Source organism: Thiothrix fructosivorans (assembly GCF_017349355.1).
In the GTDB taxonomy this organism is placed as follows: Bacteria; Pseudomonadota; Gammaproteobacteria; order Thiotrichales; family Thiotrichaceae; genus Thiothrix; species Thiothrix fructosivorans.
The window spans coordinates 1311533-1329878 of the sequence record NZ_JAFMPM010000008.1; the positions used below are offsets into that span (position 1 = coordinate 1311533).

General features: G+C 52.0%; 22 protein-coding genes. 19 read left to right on the plus strand and 3 right to left on the minus strand.

Annotation, left to right across the window (positions count from 1 at the left end; all coding sequences use genetic code 11):
- Nucleotides 1-93: 93 nt before the first annotated feature.
- From J1836_RS20510 to J1836_RS20520, 4 genes are read left to right on the plus strand one after another with little or no spacing between them, the layout of a single operon-like run.
- Nucleotides 94-699, plus strand: a complete 606-nt coding sequence (locus J1836_RS20510; protein WP_207252994.1) for a hypothetical protein — start codon at nucleotides 94-96, stop codon at nucleotides 697-699.
- A 23-nt stretch (nucleotides 700-722) separates the two neighbouring features.
- Nucleotides 723-1100 (plus strand): helix-turn-helix domain-containing protein, encoded by a 378-nt coding sequence (locus tag J1836_RS21665; protein ID WP_242632938.1) that lies wholly within the window; start codon nucleotides 723-725, stop codon nucleotides 1098-1100.
- On the plus strand, nucleotides 1034-1639 hold the full coding sequence (locus J1836_RS20515; RefSeq protein ID WP_242632939.1) for a transposase: 606 nt from the start codon (nucleotides 1034-1036) through the stop codon (nucleotides 1637-1639). The genes J1836_RS21665 and J1836_RS20515 overlap by 67 nt, the downstream gene beginning before the upstream one ends.
- Nucleotides 1602-2252 (plus strand): hypothetical protein, encoded by a 651-nt coding sequence (locus tag J1836_RS20520; RefSeq protein WP_207252995.1) that lies wholly within the window; start codon nucleotides 1602-1604, stop codon nucleotides 2250-2252. The genes J1836_RS20515 and J1836_RS20520 overlap by 38 nt, the downstream gene beginning before the upstream one ends.
- 172 nt (nucleotides 2253-2424) lie before the next feature.
- Here J1836_RS20520 and J1836_RS20525 read toward each other — a convergent pair whose 3' ends face one another.
- Entirely contained in the window at nucleotides 2425-2643 is a 219-nt protein-coding gene (locus tag J1836_RS20525; RefSeq protein WP_207252996.1) for an Arc family DNA-binding protein, read from the minus strand.
- Nucleotides 2644-2756: 113 nt separating this feature from the next.
- Here J1836_RS20525 and J1836_RS20530 point away from each other — a divergent pair, with 113 nt between their 5' ends.
- The 13 genes from J1836_RS20530 to modC all read left to right on the plus strand — a co-directional run bounded on the left by J1836_RS20530 (nucleotide 2757) and on the right by modC (nucleotide 12561).
- The gene (locus tag J1836_RS20530) at nucleotides 2757-2918 is read left to right on the plus strand and encodes an Arc family DNA-binding protein (RefSeq protein ID WP_207252997.1); all 162 of its coding nucleotides are present in this window, start codon (nucleotides 2757-2759) and stop codon (nucleotides 2916-2918) included.
- Nucleotides 2919-3029: 111 nt separating this feature from the next.
- Nucleotides 3030-3272, plus strand: a complete 243-nt coding sequence (locus tag J1836_RS20535) for a hypothetical protein (protein ID WP_207252998.1) — start codon at nucleotides 3030-3032, stop codon at nucleotides 3270-3272.
- A complete protein-coding gene (locus J1836_RS20540; RefSeq protein ID WP_207252999.1) occupies nucleotides 3269-3634 on the plus strand; it encodes a hypothetical protein in 366 nt (121 codons plus the stop codon). Before J1836_RS20535 ends, J1836_RS20540 begins: the two co-directional genes overlap by 4 nt.
- Nucleotides 3631-3921, plus strand: coding sequence for a hypothetical protein (locus J1836_RS20545; protein ID WP_207253000.1), 291 nt, complete (start codon nucleotides 3631-3633; stop codon nucleotides 3919-3921). The genes J1836_RS20540 and J1836_RS20545 overlap by 4 nt, the downstream gene beginning before the upstream one ends.
- The gene (locus J1836_RS20550) at nucleotides 3918-4265 is read left to right on the plus strand and encodes a hypothetical protein (RefSeq protein ID WP_207253001.1); all 348 of its coding nucleotides are present in this window, start codon (nucleotides 3918-3920) and stop codon (nucleotides 4263-4265) included. The genes J1836_RS20545 and J1836_RS20550 overlap by 4 nt, the downstream gene beginning before the upstream one ends.
- Before the next feature lie 10 nt (nucleotides 4266-4275).
- Nucleotides 4276-6144 (plus strand): hypothetical protein, encoded by a 1869-nt coding sequence (locus tag J1836_RS20555; protein WP_207253002.1) that lies wholly within the window; start codon nucleotides 4276-4278, stop codon nucleotides 6142-6144.
- A gap of 64 nt (nucleotides 6145-6208) precedes the next feature.
- Nucleotides 6209-6466, plus strand: a complete 258-nt coding sequence (locus J1836_RS20560; RefSeq protein ID WP_207253003.1) for a helix-turn-helix transcriptional regulator — start codon at nucleotides 6209-6211, stop codon at nucleotides 6464-6466.
- Nucleotides 6467-6535: 69 nt separating this feature from the next.
- Nucleotides 6536-7501: a toprim domain-containing protein gene (locus tag J1836_RS20565; RefSeq protein ID WP_207253004.1), complete on the plus strand. Its 966-nt coding sequence runs from the start codon at nucleotides 6536-6538 to the stop codon at nucleotides 7499-7501.
- The gene (locus J1836_RS20570; RefSeq protein WP_207253005.1) at nucleotides 7498-9081 is read left to right on the plus strand and encodes a YfjI family protein; all 1584 of its coding nucleotides are present in this window, start codon (nucleotides 7498-7500) and stop codon (nucleotides 9079-9081) included. The genes J1836_RS20565 and J1836_RS20570 overlap by 4 nt, the downstream gene beginning before the upstream one ends.
- A gap of 3 nt (nucleotides 9082-9084) precedes the next feature.
- Nucleotides 9085-9303 carry a hypothetical protein gene (locus tag J1836_RS20575; RefSeq protein WP_207253006.1) on the plus strand — a complete coding sequence of 73 codons (219 nt, stop codon included), beginning with the start codon at nucleotides 9085-9087 and terminating at the stop codon, nucleotides 9301-9303.
- 739 nt (nucleotides 9304-10042) lie between these two features.
- Nucleotides 10043-10816, plus strand: coding sequence for a molybdate ABC transporter substrate-binding protein (gene modA / locus J1836_RS20580; protein WP_207253007.1), 774 nt, complete (start codon nucleotides 10043-10045; stop codon nucleotides 10814-10816).
- A complete protein-coding gene (modB, locus tag J1836_RS20585; protein ID WP_207253008.1) occupies nucleotides 10806-11483 on the plus strand; it encodes a molybdate ABC transporter permease subunit in 678 nt (225 codons plus the stop codon). The genes modA and modB overlap by 11 nt, the downstream gene beginning before the upstream one ends.
- Before the next feature lies 1 nt (nucleotide 11484).
- The gene (modC, locus tag J1836_RS20590; RefSeq protein WP_242632940.1) at nucleotides 11485-12561 is read left to right on the plus strand and encodes a molybdenum ABC transporter ATP-binding protein; all 1077 of its coding nucleotides are present in this window, start codon (nucleotides 11485-11487) and stop codon (nucleotides 12559-12561) included.
- A 2-nt stretch (nucleotides 12562-12563) separates the two neighbouring features.
- Here modC and J1836_RS20595 read toward each other — a convergent pair whose 3' ends face one another.
- Nucleotides 12564-13877, minus strand: coding sequence for a hypothetical protein (locus tag J1836_RS20595; RefSeq protein WP_207253009.1), 1314 nt, complete (start codon nucleotides 13875-13877; stop codon nucleotides 12564-12566).
- Between the two features lie 74 nt (nucleotides 13878-13951).
- Here J1836_RS20595 and hrpB point away from each other — a divergent pair, with 74 nt between their 5' ends.
- Nucleotides 13952-16516 (plus strand): ATP-dependent helicase HrpB, encoded by a 2565-nt coding sequence (gene hrpB / locus J1836_RS20600; protein ID WP_242632941.1) that lies wholly within the window; start codon nucleotides 13952-13954, stop codon nucleotides 16514-16516.
- Nucleotides 16517-16817: 301 nt separating this feature from the next.
- Here hrpB and J1836_RS20605 read toward each other — a convergent pair whose 3' ends face one another.
- The gene (locus tag J1836_RS20605; RefSeq protein WP_207249679.1) at nucleotides 16818-18062 is read right to left on the minus strand and encodes an ISL3 family transposase; all 1245 of its coding nucleotides are present in this window, start codon (nucleotides 18060-18062) and stop codon (nucleotides 16818-16820) included.
- A gap of 92 nt (nucleotides 18063-18154) precedes the next feature.
- On the opposite strand from J1836_RS20605, the gene J1836_RS20610 reads away from it, so the two are divergent.
- On the plus strand, nucleotides 18155-18325 hold the full coding sequence (locus J1836_RS20610; protein ID WP_207253010.1) for a diacylglycerol kinase: 171 nt from the start codon (nucleotides 18155-18157) through the stop codon (nucleotides 18323-18325).
- Nucleotides 18326-18346: the final 21 nt, after the last annotated feature.

Consider the following 18346-nt stretch of genomic DNA (forward strand, 5'->3'; position numbering starts at 1 on the left):
TGTCTGGCTAGGGTAGCTCCCGAAAGCCTGAATCCTTTGCAGGTTGCCAGACGATTTTCACCAAGGGAACACGGCACAAAGGGGCGTGTATGTATGTCTGGAACTGGAAACGAGGAACAGCCACAAACACGGCTGATTTTTCTGTATGCGCGGCTGTATGAGTTAATGAGGGAAGCGGTTGAAGACGAACGCCTAGATAACCCGCTTTGTCCCATTCCTGATGCAATCGCTATCCCTGAGTGGCACGACATCAAAAACGCCATCACCAAGCCGTTATCCATCTGGAATATTGCCGTGATGCGCTACCCCTACCGCGATTTGTGGCCTACAGATAACCCCTCAATGTGGCACAATTACGCCAATAAGCGGCGACATCTGGTTTATGAGTTGTTGGATGCGGTTTACCGGGATGAAATCAAAATTTATCAGTACCCCGCTGAAATCGACAATCAAGCCATGTTCAAACGGGCTGACACTAGCCACCAAGCCAAGGCCGAAATTCACGTTGATAGTTTGCGGGCGGCGATCCTTGAAGATCGTTTTTCATGGAGACATTCCATCGTAGTGAAAATATGGGATTGCCTGATAAAAGCCTGCAAATCCGCTACCTTGCCTTTTCAAGACCCGCCCACCCCGATTAGGTTACAAGACACTTTCAGCACTATAGTCTTTCCCCGTAAAACAGCTACAATAGGTTGAAGATCAACTTTTTTGCTATTGCCATGACAACCTACTCTCACGACTTACGCGAACGTGTTATCCATGCCTGTGAGCAAACAGGTCACAAAACAAAGGTTTGCCAAACATTCTCGATTGCCCGCAGTACCTTGGATAAATGGCTTGCCTTACGAGTCGAAACCGGCGGCTTAACACCGCGCCCTCATCGTATTCGCGGACATAGCCATAAAGTGACCGATTTAGATGCCTTTCGTGAATGGGTCAAAAGCGAGACACCAGTCGAACGGCTGGAGGAACTGATTCCGCGTTTTGAAGCCCATTACGGCACACCCATTTCTTATAGTAATTTGCACAAATGGTTACAACGGATTGGCTGGAGTCACAAAAAAAAACCATCAGTTACCAACAAGCCAAACCGCTAGAACGCTGGGTTTACCGATGGCTGCACCAAGAACTGGAAGAGGAATATGGGCTGGATCACATGCTGTATGCCGATGAGGCGGGTCTTTCCAGCACCGCCCGCTACGCGTGGGGCTGGTCAGAGCGCGGCAAACCCTGTGAGATGCCACGTCCGGGCGGTCATGGAGAAAAACGCAATTGGATCAGTGCGATTTTGGCTTCTGATCATCGTTGGCAAATGCCTTGGGTGGTGCAGGGAACCATTAACCGTGAGGTGGTTGAACAATGGCTCACGGCATTGGGGCAGTCATTGCCGCAAGAGGCGGAGACGCCCAAGCCTTATGTGCTTATTTGGGACAATGCCAGCTTTCATTTGGGCGGTGAGTTACTGACGATTGCTAAACAATACCGGATTCGCATCGTTCAATTACCCGCTTATTCCCCTGATTTCAATCCTATTGAACAATGTTGGGCAACCTTGAAACGGTATGTGCGTCTGGCATTGGGAAAAGGTAGTTCCTTGGATGATGCAATCGATGCCGCTTTCAAAATTCAAGTGTAGCTGTTTATTAAGGAAAGACTATACAGCATTTTTCAGGCCATCCCCTGATGATCTATTCACGATGCAGGCCACAACAGAATGCTTACCTGATGATATTGGGATTGAATTCATGGATAGCTGGGAAATCTGGCGAAAGAATCACGCATGGGATAGAGAACCAATAGCGGGAAGCGCTAGAGAAATCATTCATTCTCACCTTGGTATTATTCCTGCAACTAGCAGTGACAATGCCAATAACCTGCAAATCATCCAGCCACAAGAATTAATAACCAGTAGTGAACTACCAATAATCAGCAATAACAAATTACAAGAGCCAGATATTGAAAACACCCCCGACGGCTTACCCATTCCGTGGCTGATGAAAAAAATCCAACGTGAACGCGGAATAGCACCAATGCTAAAAGCAGCTTACATGGCGCTCAGGCAATCACCAGAAAAACGCAACCCAGAACGTGATGAGTTATGGCTATATCTCACTCATGAGAACCTTCCTGAATTCATCAGCAAACGTGATAAAGATGGCCCGACTCTTGCCGATAGTAACCGCACATGGACTAAAAAAGACTTTCTGACCGCTTACCCATTTTGGTTTAGTGCTGGAGATTCAGAATAGTTTCAGAATAAGGCAGAACACCCCACAAGCCAGCGTTTACCTGTTACAAATCCCTCAGACACAAAAAACCCGGAAGGGGCAACCATCCGGGCTTCATTGCTTAATTTTTATCATCAATAGGAGTCCATTGTATGGGCTACAGCAACGCTTTGCCTACTAAAAACAGAACTCCCTACTTACCCGCTTTGGTGAGTTCTTCCCGTATCAGTTCCCGAATGCGTGATTCTGCAAGATCGGGAACGGGTTCTTTCATGCCAAGGGCGGCGGACATCAAATGCACCATTTCTGCATTCACGCTTCTACCGCTTTCCTCTGCTGATAACTTGATTGCTTCATACACATCTGAGGGGATGCGTATTTGTGTTCTGAAAAAATCGTCTTGTTTACCCATTGTTCCATCTTCCCGCGTACCTAGTGCCAGTGTATCACTAAAATAGTTGCTTGCTTTTTTTGTCACTGCTATAGTGACAACTTGAATGACAAAATAGTGACTAGGTAGTGACAATGACAGACACGGAAACCGAAAAACGTACACAAGTGAGAATGCCGGGTGATGTTCACCAATGGCTGACACATCGGGCAAAGCAGAACGATAGAAGCATGAACGCGGAACTTATCCGCATTTTGAAGGAGGCAAAGGAAGCAACGGAAAAGAAAGCGGCGTAAGCCATAAACGAAAACGCCCCACCCTGTTACAGGTGAGGCGCTTACGGGCTGCAAGGTGCTGGAAACACCACAACAGCCCATTTACTGATCGAAGTTAAGAGAACTCAGCAAATGAAAGCTAATGTTATCACAACGCCTAACGGCACAAACAAGACCTATGAATCAGACATCCTGATTACTGTTACAGGCATCAAACCCGGCATGGATAGCGCCATCATCGGCGAACATCTGGCGAACTTCCTGCACAACCAAGGCTTGCAAGTAGAAATTGCCGGTCAAACCATCCAGCACGGCAACCACTACCCACAAGCCGTCACGATCCGCACCACTACCCGCGTAGGCGGTGCAGCATGAACAAGCAAGAACACAACCAACTGTTAGAGATTCACCGCCGCGTATATGGCTATTCGGCTGTAATCGGCGTTTCCCTTGATGCATTGGAATACCAAAACTCACGCAGCGAAGACCTAGAAACCGCCCATATCGAGCTGGTGCTGAAAAACCTGCATTACGACCTTGCGGCGCAATGCGAAAAGCTGGAAAAAATGCTGGAAGCAGCAGAAGCCAAGTTCCAAGCAGAAGCACAAGCGGAACAAGCACGTAAGGAAAAAGAGTGGCTGGAAAAACGCAAAGCCAACTTTCCCGAAGGTGCGGTTGACGCCTTCAAAGCCGTAAACGCGGCCTACGGCATCAAGTCAGAGGGGGCTTCACAATGAAAGCCCCCAAACTAAACCAAATCGAGCTATTCGCCCGTAAAGGTGGCACACGCGCCAACGCAGGCCGCAAAGCTGGCGAATCAACGAGCGTTATCCGCATCCCTACCGCTTGCCTGCCAACGGTAACGGAGATCCTCACCGCAGAACAGGGTGCAGCAGCGGCAAGAGTTTATGCAAAAACCGGAAAAAATCAACGCAATCCTTACAGAACTGAAGCGTTTGAGAGCGGATGGTGGAATCACGGCTTTAGGATGGAAATATCACGTATCGAAGGGGTGCAATCATGAGCAACCCACTACTTTCACCCGCTGAGAATGCAGAATTGGCAGCGCTACGCAGCAACAGCGCGGCTTCCCTATCACACTGGAAAACGGAAACGAACGCCCTACTCGACCGCGTGGACTGGAATAAGGCATTCATCCGCGTGGCTATCGGCATGAATGCCGTGGGTATCCTCTACGTTGGGTATATCTACAGCGCGTATATCGCCTACTTTGGCTATTCGGCAATTGCCTTTATTGGGCAACTTCTTATCGGAGTGTTCTTCATGGCGTGCGTGGTGAGCAACACCAGCGGCTTGCACGTCATGTTGGCATCTATCGGCATGTTTGTTTTAGCGAATAGTTTTTAAGGGGTAACGTATGAAATTCAATCTTCCAAACAACAACGGCAAATTGCCAACCGACCAACACCGTGCCATGAAAAACTATCGCCTGATGCAGTGGGCGAAAGTAGCCACCTTCGGGCTGTATATGGTGGCAGTGTTCATGCTGTACGTTTCCGACGTGTGGGGAGTTGCGTCCTTCGTGACTCAAAACAGCAATGAGTTCATCGCCCTTTCGGTGTTTTCCATCATCAGCTTCGTGCTGGCGTTCTTTCTCGCATCCAGCAAGGAAGCCGTTTACGAAGACATCGCCCTGCACCGCTCCGAAGGCTGGAAACTGAAGCCAACCCAATACGCGGCTATGGGCTTGTTCCTATCCAGCGGCATCCTGTTTGAAATGTTCAGCACGACCAACAATCAGCAGCACATTGCCAACACGGCGGCGGAACAATCCACCATGATGAAAAGCATTCAGGGAACAGACGTATCCTTGTTGGGCAGTGCCAACCTAACCGACAGTTTCGCCAGTGCTCAAATGAAGCTGGCGCAATGTGAGCAACGCCTAGCGCAAGGCAAAGAAAAGCATTGTGCAGGTGCTAAGGCGCGTGTTGACGCGGTACGGGAAAGCATGACCATGAGTAATCAGCTAGCCACCACAGCCGCACAACAAAGCGTGGATAACAAAGTGGATGGAATGCTGAAGATCCGTGAGCACTTTGATAAGCCGATGTTTCAGGCGATTGGTAAAGCCACTGGCACAGACAACAATTCCGGCATGTTAATGGTTATCGGCGTGCTGATCTTCATCTTTGAATGTCAGCACATCATGGCACTGTTTGCTTATGCCAACAGTCTGGCACGGATTAACCGCAAAGACTCAAAGGGGTTGGGGTTGCCAGCCGATGATGAAATGAAGGAACGGCGCGAAGCTGAGGCAATGGCGGCGCGTGATCTTAAATCTAGCTCATACGACTTTAAAAGATGGGCTGATGAAAAAGAAGCTAAAGCACCGTTGGCAGCATTTGCCAATTCCGCCAAACAAACCGTAGGCGAATATGCTGCAAAAGTCGAAGCGGGTTTAAAAGCCTCACCCTACGTTATCGCCCGTGAATATGCCCGTGCCGATTATGCCAATAAGCAGGTATTAGCTGACGCGGGGCGTATTGGTGGCAAGATCGGCGCAAAGCTGGACGACGCGTTAAATGCTGAAAACCGTAAAAACTACCCTCAGAAAATTCAATTTCCAGTGGGCGAAGGTAAAACAGCAGAGGACTATGACTTAATCCCGCGTACCGATAAAACCCCTACCCTTTCCGGTGAAAATACATTGGCGTATTTGACCCCGCGTTTGTCCGTAGAGGAAACCGTGAAGCACATCCAAGCCAATGTGAAGCAATCGGGCGCAACCTCACCAGACGCGATTCAGGCGGCTGTATTCGACACGTTTGCAGCCATGCCGAACCCTGCCCCGCTCTCTGATGTGATCCTTGAGCGCATCGCGGGCAAGCTGGTAGAACAGGCTGTAACGACTGTGCACGCACAGCCAGAACAGACCCGCACAGAGGCACAGCCAGAACAGCATGAACAGCCTGTAACGACTGTGCACGCACAGCCAGAACAGACCATGCCAGAACTGACAGCAGCGGCAAAACAGGCAGAATCAGACCTGTACCCAGAGTGGGTAAAACAGGTATCTGCCAAGGCGATTACGTCAGGGGCGCGTGATTCAAAACGCTTTATCAGTCAGGCAACTTTCACGCACGGCGACAAAACAGTTTTGTCTGTGCAGGAAATGGGGCGCATTTGGTTGAACTGGCAAGATCGGGCGGCGCGTGATGGCGTACTGACAGCAAACCCAAAATATCAACCCAACAACCGCCAACCTAAATATTTGTTAGCGGCATAACCCAACAGGGCAGGGAGGTATTAAAACTCCCTGCCCACCTTTAAATCTCATTGGAGCTATTAACATGATTAACCCCGCCACTTTTCAAACATTCGACTTCAAAGAATGGAAACAAAAGTTACAGCAGAAAAAACCCGACATGCCTATCGGTGTACGCCTGATTGATATGCACGAAATTGTCATGAAAACCGGATACAGCAGAAGCACCATTAACCGCTGGCGTAAAGCCGGAACGTTTCCTGATGGCACGTTATACGGCAGCAGCACCCGCCGTTGGTTAGAATCAGACATTGACGCATGGATTTATCAGGCAAGAGGGTAGTTTATGGAAAGCACACAAAGAAAAGCCCCTAGTGTTACCAGCACCAGAGGCAATTCGAGAATCAACGATTTGAACACTGATTATAATCCAAAAGCCGAAAAACTGCCATTAAGCACAGGTGATATTATCGCCAATTTCCGCCAAGCGGTGCTAGACAATATCGGCTATGCCCCTAGCGTTATCAAGCTATCCGGCAAAATGGAACGCTTTGCCAGCAACAGCAAAAAAGGCGACGTTTCCGGCTGGTACGTCCTGCACTTGCACGGTGATTATGCCGTGGGCGCGTTTGGTTGCTGGCGTTCTGGCATCAAGCAAACGTGGCACAGTGCCAGCGGCTCACAACGCCTTTCTGATGCAGAGTGGGTGCAACTCCGCAAACTGATAGCCGCCGAACGTGCCAAGACAGCAGCAGAGCAAGCCGCGAAAGCAGAGCAAGCCCAACGCCAAGCCGTGGCGCTGTGGCAATCCAGCCAACCCGCTGACCCGCAACACCCGTACTTGATGCGCAAGCGGGTAGGGGCGCACGGCATCCGCCAAAAAGGCCACTGGTTGCTGATTCCCCTATGTGATCTTGACGGCCTGCTATGCGGCATCCAAACCATTGACCCTGACGGAAAAAAACACTTTCCCAAAGGCACAGCTAAACACGGGCATTTCTGCCTAGTTGGGGAAAACCTGACCCATCCACACGGCGTTTACATTTGCGAAGGTTACGCCACCGCTGCCAGCCTGCATGAAGTCTACGGCCTGCCCGTACTGTCTGCCTTTGATGCGGGAAACCTGCTACCTGTTGCCACCGCATACCGGGAGCGTTTCCCCCATGTTCCCCTGACCCTTTGCGCGGACAATGACCGCGACCACACCAGCACGGGCTATATGATCGGCTTAACCAAAGCGCGGGAAGTGGTTGCCACTTTGCCGAATGTGGGCTTGATCGTGCCAGAATTCCCCGACAATGCGCCGCTGAACCTCTCCGATTTTAACGATTTGACGGTATTGCTCACCAGCAACACCGAGAAGGACATTACCCCATGACTACCGCAACCCCCCACAACACCCACAAACCCACCTTGGCAGTCGTGAGCAGCTTCGTGCGTACCGAAAAGCCTGTTAGCTGCGGATGGGAAAACCCCGAACCCATTACCCCATCCGGCAGCGATAGCGCAAAATACCCCATTCACGCATTACCCGGCATTGTTGGGGCCGCTGTGCGTGAAGTGGTGGAAATCGTCAAATGCCCCCCGGCACTGGCGGCAAACTCTGCCTTATCCGTGTTGGCAGTCGCAGGGCAGGGCATCGCCAATGTGCAAGCGCATATCAGCCTAAAACCTTCACCATTAAGCCTGTACCTGTTATCCATCGGCACATCCGGCGAACGCAAAACCACGGCGGATAAACACTTCTCCGACGTGCTGGATACGTGGGCGTTCCGCAAACAACAAGACATTGAACCCAACCTGATAAAAAGTCGGGCGGCGGTAACAGTCTGGAAAGCCGAAGTGGAAGGCATCAAGCAAGCCATTATCCAAGCAGGACGCAAGGGTGAAAATACCCGCGAACTCCAAGAGCGTATGGAACTGGCAGAAGCCACCCAACCCAAAGCACTACACACCCCCGATATGGTGTTTGAAGATTCCACCCCTGAATCCATCGCGTTCGACCTCGCCCACAAATGGGCTAGCGCGGGTATCTTGTCGGATGAAGCAGGCGTGGTGTTTGGTGGGCATGGCATGAAAGCCGACAACATCACTAAAAATTTAGCCGTGCTGAATAAGCTGTGGGAAGGCGGTTCACTGTCGATCAAGCGACGCGGTGACGGTGGCAGCTTCAATGTGCGCAATGTGCGCTTATCGGCAGGGCTAGCCGTGCAACCCAGCATTATCCAAAACTTTTACGAAACCAACGGCGATATAGCCAGAGGCTCAGGGTTTGCGGCGCGTTTCCTGCTGGCATACCCCGAATCAACGCAAGGTGGGCGCTTTTTGACGCTGGATGAAATCACCACCCAACACCCCAAGAAATCCCTAAACCTGTTCTATGCAAAATTGCATGATGTGTTGGAACGCCAGTACACCAACGCCCAAGGCGGCACACTGGAAAACCTGCCCACCTTGCAACTATCACCCGCTGCACAGCAGGCATGGTTGAATTATTACAACGGTGTGGAAAGCGAACTGAAAGCAGGCGGGGACATGGAACATTATCGCGACATTGCCAGCAAGTCAGCCGACAACGCGGCGCGGATTGCGGGATTGTTCCACCTGTTCAACGATGGCGACGCGTTAGACACGATCAACGGCGCAACGATGGAAGCCGCTACCCAGTTAGCCGCATGGCACTTGTACGAAGCGCGGCGATTTTTCAGTGAAATAGCCGTACCCACTGACCTTTCCAACGCCATTAAGCTGGACAGTTGGCTAATCCAGTATTGCCGTAACAATCACACCGACCACGTAGGCAAGCGTGAAACGCGCCAACTTGCCCCCAATCGCCTACGCAATAGCCAAGAGCTAGACAAGGCGTTAGAAGAATTGGAAGGGTTAAGCCGTATCCGCATCATGACCGAAGGTCGAAAAGAGTTCATCGAAGTTAACCCCGCATTGTTGGGAGGGTAGGCTATGGCACTGCGTGATTCACTGGCATGGAATACCCCCACCAATAGACCTGCCACCCAGCCACCCCCGCAAGGTGTCAAGCGTTTGCGTGACTGGTTGGCATGGGATACCCCACCACAACCCGACCTCGAAGCACTGGCAGAACGGGCGGCAATTATGGAGCATGACGGCGGATTAACCCGCCAAGAGACAGAACGTAGGGCAAAGCAGCCCACACGCTAGGGCAGCAGAACCCAACACCACACAACGAGCCGGGGAAACCCGGTTTTTTTGTGCCTGTTTTCCGAAGTGTAGCAAGTGTAGCAACTGTAGCAGTAGCAATTGCTACGGCTGGCACAACCAAAGGGTAGGGCGTAGCAACGTAAAATCAAGCACTTACTGATTCATGACTGCGAAGTGTAGCAAGTGTAGCAACTGTAGCAGTAGCAATTGCTACGGCTGGCACAACCAAAGGGTAGGGCGTAGCAACGTAAAATCAAGCACTTACCGATTAATGGCGGCGAAGTGTAGCAAGTGTAGCAACTGTAGCAGTAGCAATTGCTACGGCTGGCACAACCAAGGGGCAGGGATGGAAGGAGCGGGTAATCTGGTGCTATTATTGGTTAAGTGTCCGTATATTTGGCTATATGGTGATTATTTTTGTTTAGTAAAATTGTTAAAGAACAACTGTTTATGATGGCTTTTAAGTTGGTATCGTCCCAATTCATTGATTCATGTTGTATCATGATGACCCAAAAGCCCTTACAGGCAGCAATCTGTAAGGGCTTTTGTCGTTTCTGCGTAGCAGTGGTTATGCACTACAACAATATAATAAAGCAAATTCGACAGGCTGATTGGAATTGTTAGCAATACGACAAAGCATGACGCATTTTTTTTGAAAAATATTCATATTTTTTAGTGGCATGACTTTTGCCTCATCGTTTCCGTTTGATACCTAGCAACGTTGTAAAAGGAATCCTCCATGAAACTGTTTAAAACCCTTGGTTTGGCTATCACTTTGTCGTTCAGCGTAGCCACCGCTTGGGCGGAAGATGTACCCGTCGCCGTTGCCGCTAACTTCACTAAACCGATGGAAAAGATTGCCGCCGATTTTGAGAAAGCCACTGGCAACAAAGCCGTATTGTCTTTTGGTGCGACCGGCAAATTTGTTGAACAAATCAAGAACGGTGCGCCTTTCCAGATTCTCGTTTCTGCTGACCAGAAAAGCCCGATCAAGCTGGAGAAGGAAGCGCTCGCTGTTCTCGGCACACGTTACACTTACGCCATTGGCAAGCTGGTGTTATGGTCCGCCAAACCACAATTTGTGGATGACAAGGGGCTTATCCTGAAAACCAACCGCGATTTTGAACACATCGCCATCGCTGATCCCAAGGTTGCTCCCTATGGCAAGGCAGCCATGCAAGTGATGGAGAAAATGGGGGTGCTGGATACCCTGAAACCGAAAATGGTGCAAGGTGAGAGCATTGGTCAGACCAAGGAGTTTGTCGCCAGCGGTAATGCCGAACTGGGCTTTGTTGCGCTGTCGCAAGTTATCAAGGAAACGACAGGTTCGAGCTGGATGATTCCCCAAGATTTATACAGCCCCTTGTATCAGGATGTTATCCTGCTCAAAACCGGCGATAGCAGTGCCGCCGCCAAAGCGTTGCTGGATTATCTGCGCAGTGATGCAGCTTTGGCTGTGATCAAAGACTACGGCTACGACCTGCCAGACTGGGCAAAGACTGATGCTAAATGACGAAGATTTCGGTGCAATCCTGCTAACCCTGCAACTGGCGAGTCTGGTGACAGTCATCCTGCTGTTGCTGGGTACGCCTATCGCGTGGTGGCTGGCGCACGCCCGTTCACGCTGGAAAGGCATTATTGGCGCGGTGGTCGCTCTGCCGCTGGTATTACCGCCAGCGGTGCTGGGTTTTTACCTGCTGGTGCTGATGGGGCCGCACGGCGCGGTTGGGCAAGTCACTAAGGCGCTGGGGCTGGGGACGCTGCCGTTCACCTTCGGCGGGTTGGTGGTGGCTTCAGTGATCTATTCGCTGCCGTTCGTGGTGCAACCGTTGCAGAATGCGTTTGAAGCGATTGGCTCACGTCCGCTGGAAGTGGCTGCTACCTTACGCGCCAGTCCGCTGGATACATTTTTCAGTGTGGTTGTGCCGCTGGCACGCTCCGGTTTTTTGACCGCTGCGATTTTGGGATTTGCGCACACCATCGGTGAATTCGGCGTGGTGTTAATGGTCGGCGGCAATATTCCCGGCAAAACCCAAGTGATTTCCATGCAAATTTTCAACCATGTTGAAACGGGCGAATACGCACAGGCGCATTGGCTCTCTGGCGGGATGCTGGTGTTTTCGTTCGTGGTGCTGTTGATGCTCTACACCTTGACACCGAATCCGTGGAGGAAACGCTAAAGTGGCAAATATCGAAGCGCAGTTCCGCCTGCCATTTCCCGATTTCACGCTGGAGGTTGACCTGCAATTGCCCGCTAAAGGCGTGACGGCGTTGTTTGGGCATTCCGGTTCGGGTAAGACGACGTTATTGCGCTGCATCGCTGGCTTGGAATGCGCCCCGCAAGGCTTCCTGCGTGTCAACGGCAAGCTGTGGCAGGACAGTAAGCAGGACGTGTTCCTGCCTACCCACCAGCGCCCATTGGGTTATGTGTTTCAGGAAGCCAGCCTATTTCCACATTTGAATGTGCGTAAAAATCTGGAATTTGGGCGCAAGCGAGTGTCTTTCCTGCGCAATCCAGCGGGGCTAGCGCAGGCGGTGGAATTGCTGGGCATCAGCCATTTGCTGGAGAGGATGCCGGATAAATTGTCTGGTGGTGAACGTCAGCGGGTCGCGATTGCCCGCGCCTTAGCGGTTAGCCCACAGGTGCTGTTGATGGACGAACCGCTCGCCGCACTCGACCTCAAACGCAAGCAGGAAATCCTGCCGTTCCTCACGCGTTTGCAGGGCGAACTCGACATTCCGATTTTGTACGTGACGCATTCGCCACAGGAAGTCACCCAACTCGCCGATCATCTGGTCGTGCTAGAAGCGGGCAAGGTGGTGGCATCCGGCACGCTGGAAGAAACCCTGACGCAATTGGATTCGCCGCTGGCGCAAGGCAAACAGGCAGCCACCGTGTTGCAAGTGACGGTCTGCGGGCATGAGCCGGAATTCCACCTCAGTCAGGTGCAATTTGCGGGCGGGGTATTGAGTTTGCCTTACCAGCAGGCAGCGGCTGTCGGTACGGCTTTGCGGCTGCGAGTGTATGCGCGTGATGTCAGCATTACTCTCCAACAACCGGAACAAACCAGCATCCTCAACGTGCTACCTGCTACGATTACTGGCATGGCACATGATGCCGCCGGGCGTACTATGGTGCGGCTGAACATGGGTGGCGTGCCGCTGCTGTCGCACATCACCCGCAAATCCGCCAGTGTACTGGGCTTGGAAAAAGGGATGCAGGTATTCGCGCAAATCAAAGCGACGGCGATTTTGTAGGTTTAGCCCTGCTCAATCACTTTCCTAAAGCGCACGATTTGTTTTTCGCGTACTTGCTGCATATCCAGATGGTAAATGTCGTAAGGGAACAGGAAGTCCATCACTCCTGAATCGAACAAGCGGCGCACTTCATATTCGTCGTGTGACGTGCCGCGCTGGTAACGGTAGTTGAGATAAGACGGATTGGTATGGATGATGAATTCCACCCGCAAGCCTCCCATCCGCGCAAAGAATTTCAGCATCTGCGTCTGATTGCTGCTGCCGACGGCGGTAGCGGTGTATTGATTGCCTGCTAACGTATCGGAAATGTCTTCCAGAATCATGATTGAACCCGCTTTGACGGCGGCGCGGGTCAGGTGGCGCACAAAGCGTTTAACGTGGCTGACATTATCTAGCACCGCCATTAGCCCCAGCTCATCATCGACGGCAACGGCAGGATTCTTTTCATTCTTGCGTAACAGTTTCAGCACTTTGGCGGCAGAATCCTTTTTACGCACGGTGACATACACCGGAATTTCTTGCCCATTGACGTGAAACAGGCGGCGTTTTACCAAGGTCAGTTTCTCATTTTCGCCCACAGGGGGCAGGTGTTTGACCGTTTCAGCATCCAGCACTTCGACGTGGGTGCAACTGAAATCTACTCCGTCATGGTGGCTGGCGAGGTAGGCAATGTCCAGTTCGCCAATCTTGAGTTGCGGACTCCACACGTATTGGTTGAGGAAGTTCAGGAATGCGGAAAACTTGTTTTCGATGTCGGTTTCGCGTTCACGCTGATCAATTGAACCTGCCAACCCCATCAGTACCAGTTTGCGTTTTGCCTCGAAGCGGATTTTTTTGTGGTAACGGTCATCGAATACGATCAGTAGTAGATCAACCGGATTTTTGGAGGTTTCAATCTCGTTGCTGATTTCGATGTGAGAGGTGTAGGGGGCGAGAACCTTGCTGCGTAATTGCCCGATTACCGCATCGGCGGTGTTCATGTATTCATGAATGCGCGTTTGAATTTCCGGTAGCCCACCGCTTAAGCCAAACAGGTTGCCGAGCAATTGATAGGCGCGTTGGCTGCGTTGTTCACGCAATGCCGCGTCGTTGATAAGCGCGGGAATTTCGTCGAAAGATTCAATCTCCAACAGGTCGAATAACTGGTCACGCACCGCACGGTATTTGGTCGCTTTTTGCCTATCGTGCAGCAGCGCTTTGGCACATTGCCGATTTTGCTGCGAAAACAGATGGTCAAAGGCAATCTGGTCGCGCACGGCAAACAGGCCGTCTTGCTTCATGGCGGTGAAAATGGATTTTTCGTCAATGATGCTCATGGATTCATCCGTCTGCCGAGGTTTGTGTAGGGGACTATTGTACAGCAACATTTGTACCAATTATGATGCGTCGCATGAAAATGCCCCTCACTGAACAGACATTGCCCGTCGATGCGGTACTCGACGACCTCAAGCAAGCGCTGCGTCAGCGTCATGAAGCCGTGTTGGAAGCGCCCCCCGGTGCAGGTAAAACCACGCGTGTGCCGCTGGCGTTGCTGGATGCGCCGTGGCTTGCGGGCAAAAAAATCCTCATGCTCGAACCGCGCCGCATTGCTGCCAAAAATGCTGCCCACCGCATGGCTAGCCTATTGAACGAAAGTGTTGGGCAAACGGTGGGCTACCGGATGCGCCTCGACAATAAAACCAGCCGCGCCACGCGGATCGAAGTTATTACCGAAGGCATCCTCACCCGTCTATTGCAGCAAGACCCGTCGCTGGAAAGCGTCGGCTTGGTCATTTTCGATGAATTCCACGAACGCAGTTTGGATGCTGACCTCGCCCTCAGCCTGTGTTTGAAAGGACGCGAACTCTTCCGTGATGACAGCAATCCACTGAAGATTTTGGTCATGTCCGCGACGTTGGATAGCGCTGCGATTGCCAATTTGCTGGACGATGCGCCGCTGGTACGCAGCGAAGGCAGAACCTATCCCGTCACGATTCGCTACGGGCAAGCTGCCAAACCCGGCGAACGCATTGTCGAGCGCATGGTTGCCACGCTGCGCCAAGCCCTGAGCGACAATCCCGACAGCAGCATTCTCGCCTTTCTGCCCGGTCAAAGCGAAATCCACCGCACCACGGCAGCGCTGAGTGAATGGCTGGTGGAGCGCAAGCTGCGTGGCGTGCATTTGCGCCCCATGTACGGCAACCTCACGCTGGAAGAACAGCAGCAAGCGATTGCCCCGCTCACGGGCGCAAGTGAGGGCGAACGCAAAGTCGTGCTTGCCACCAATATCGCCGAAACCAGCCTGACTATCGAAGGCGTGGATGTGGTGGTGGATGCTGGGTTGGTGCGTGAAGCCCGTTTCGACCCCGGCACGGGCATGACGGGCTTGCACACCACGCGCATTTCCCGCGCATCCAGCACACAACGTGCCGGACGGGCAGGGCGGCTTGCCCCCGGTGTGTGCTACCGCTTGTGGACGGAAAGCCAGCAAGAGCAACTCGCCGCGCACAATACGCCGGAAATGTTGCGTGCCGATCTCGCCCCGCTGGCGTTGCAATTGCTGCAATGGGGCGTAAACGATCCGGCGGAATTGCGTTGGTTGGATGTGCCACCGTCCGGCTTATGGCAACAAGCGTTAGACTTGCTGGCAACCTTGGGGGCGATTGCACGCAAGGACGACAGTCATGTGTTGACCGCGCACGGGCAAGTGATGGTGGATTTGCCCGTGCATCCGCGTTTGGCGCATTTGCTGCTGTGTGGCGCACAGGTTGGGCATTTGCAAACCGCCGCCTATCTTGCCAGCCTATTGTCCGAGCGCAATCCGTTCAGCCAAGATAATCCCGATATTAGTTTGCCGCTGGACATGCTGGCGGGTAAAGCCAACTGTCCGCCCCCGCAACAAGGCTGGTTAACGCGCACGCGCCAGCTTGCCAACCAGTTTGTGGCGCAAGTCCGCAGCCAAGCCTTGCCGGAAAGCACGGTCAGTTTTCTATTGCCCGCGTCACAGCTCAACGGCTATTTACTGGCGTGTGCTTACCCTGATCGGATGGCGCGTCGCCGTCATTCCGGCGGTTATCAGTTAGCCAATGGGCGTAGCGCTGAATTGCCCGACAAACACGCCATCGGCAACCAGCCGTGGCTGGTGATTGCCGAAGTCAGCAGTATGATCGGCGGCAAAAGCGACACGATCCGTGCTGCTACCGTGCTGGATGACAAGCTGTTTGCTAGCGCACTCGCAGAGCAGGTGCGTGTACACACCGTGCTGGAGTGGGATAAAAAAAGTGAGCGCTTCCTTGCTGAGACGCAGCACAAAATTGGTGCATTAGTCTTGCAACGCACCACCTTGCAGAATGTGCCGCCAGAAGCCAAAAGTGCTGCCCTGATCGGTTTCATCCGCAAACAGGGCTTGGATTTGTTGCCGTGGCAAGCGGAACACGCGCAATGGTGCGCCCGCGTGAATCTGCTACGCCGTGTTGAGCCGGAACAGCCGTGGCCGGATGTGAGTCGAGAACACTTGCTGGCAACGTTGGAGATTTGGCTTGCGCCGTATTTGGATGCGGTCAATCTGTTGAGTGATTTCAAAAAGCTGGATTTAAGCGCGATTCTCAGCACACTATTGCCGTGGATGTTGCAACAGCGTTTGGACGCGCTTGCCCCGCAACAGTTGGATGTGCCGTCGGAACATGCCATTGCTATCGACTACCGTCAGTCGCCGCCCGTATTGGCAGTGAAATTGCAGGAAATGTTTGGCTGTGAACAAACGCCGACGATTGCGAATGGCAGGGTGGCGCTGCTGGTGCATTTGCTCTCTCCGGCGGGTAGGCCGTTGCAGATTACGCAAGATTTGGCAGGGTTTTGGCGCACGTCTTACCACGACGTGAAAAAGGACATGAAAGGGCGTTACCCCAAACATCCGTGGCCGGATGATCCGTTACAGGCGGTGGCGACGCGCAAGACCAAGCGGCATCAAATATAGTTTGGCGAATAGGAATATTCGGTTAATGATAATGTTAATGAAGAGTCATGGATGAGAAATAAATTTTTAGGCACGGGAGAGGAGGGGTATCACCCCTTGCGTAAATTCCAAACCGTATTATCCGGTTTAAAGTATGCCGTGAAATATGATTTTAGTGTCACCTATAAACTGGTGTTGTCTATAATTGTATTAATCATTGCGTTTGCCTTCAGAGGCTGGGTCGATTTTTTGATGGTGTTGGTATCAACCACATTGGGCTCTTTGGGAATTCCCGTGGAAGCCACCAGATGTAGTGTTAGCCTCATGCTGGTTGCTTCCTTGAAAATGCCAGATCCACCTGAATGTGTTGGAAGAAACGCTTCACATCCAACAACCCATAGCAGCGGCGCTTGATGACTTTCAGCTTGTTGTTCATGCCTTCGACAAAACCGGAGGTGTTGCGATCTTCAAAGTAGTTGGTGATGCCATCCTGCCATGTTTCCAGCAAGTTGAGGAATTTGTCAAAACAGGCCAGCCCTGATGCTTTAACCTTGGCCTTCCAGTCTTGTAGTTGTTGTTGGGCTTGTGCCTTGGTTTGTTCCTGTTCAAATAGCAGGTTCAGTTCATGACGCAGTAGCCAAGCATCTTTCAACTCAGGGGCGAGTAGCAGAAATTCTTCCAGTTGCCCACGCTGTTCTGCGGTCAATGACCAGTAGTGGTGACGGAACAGCCAGAGTGTCCCCTTACAGGTAGCGTAGGTATCTGCCGAAAGTGTTTGTTTGAGTTCCTGCAAGGTCTGCTTACGGAAATTGTCCACCTCCCGGTTGTAGTATTGTGCGACATGGAAACGGTCTACCACGATAGCGACCTTGGGCAAGGTTTCCCGGACGGCATTGGCAAAACCCTCGTTCATGTCACAACATGCCCCGCACACGGTGGTTTGCAGGTGTTCAGGAATGCTGCGCAGGAAGGCAGCTACCGTTTCTTTGAGACGGTCAGGCAACACAGCCAACACCTGCGGACGGTCATGATCATCCAGTGAGCTGATAATCGCGGCATAGTGCTTATGGCCTTTTTTCAGGGCGATTTCATCAATGCCCAAGGTGCGTAATTGCTTAAAACCAGACCAATCCACTTGGGTGCTGACACGACGTTTCAGCACCCCTTCCACCTCACCATAGCTGACACCACAGCGGCGGCTGACATCCATGACGGTGGAATTGCCCAACATCTTCAACAGCCAGTCCTCAAAAGCACGGGTATGCGGGCTGCGTGGGTCATACCATTCCAGCGTCTGGGTAGTGGTCGGGTCACCTTCGCAATGGCGGCAGCGGTAACGTTTGGGGCGGATTTCAATCCAGACATCACGCCCCAGAATCGGCAAATGGCGCAAACGGATCGGTCGGTCGTAGCCATGGAATTCGGTAATCTTGTGCCCACAGCAACGACACTTCGTGAATGAAAGGCTACTTTCCACTTCCAGAATGAAATTGCCCTGTGCGTCATGGGAACTCGACTGTAAACGGACGTTGGGGAGATCAAGCGGGATTTGCAGGCTACTGTTCATGGGGGATCCTCGCTAGGGGTGCTCGGTTTTCCTCATGATACTACATGTTGTGGCTTCCACGGGAATTCCCAAAGAGCCCCACATTGGTGGTTATGGCGGAATTATTCAACAGTGCCATCGAGGCATTGTGTGACTTTGTTGAGGATCAACACAATGAAAAGATTAAAGTTATTAAGGATATTGCCGCTGCGGCGGTGGGTATCTCCATTTTGTTATGGGTGATTGTGATAGGCATGGAGCTGTGGCGCGTCCTCGTCGATTAAGCGGAGACTTGTTGAGTGTGA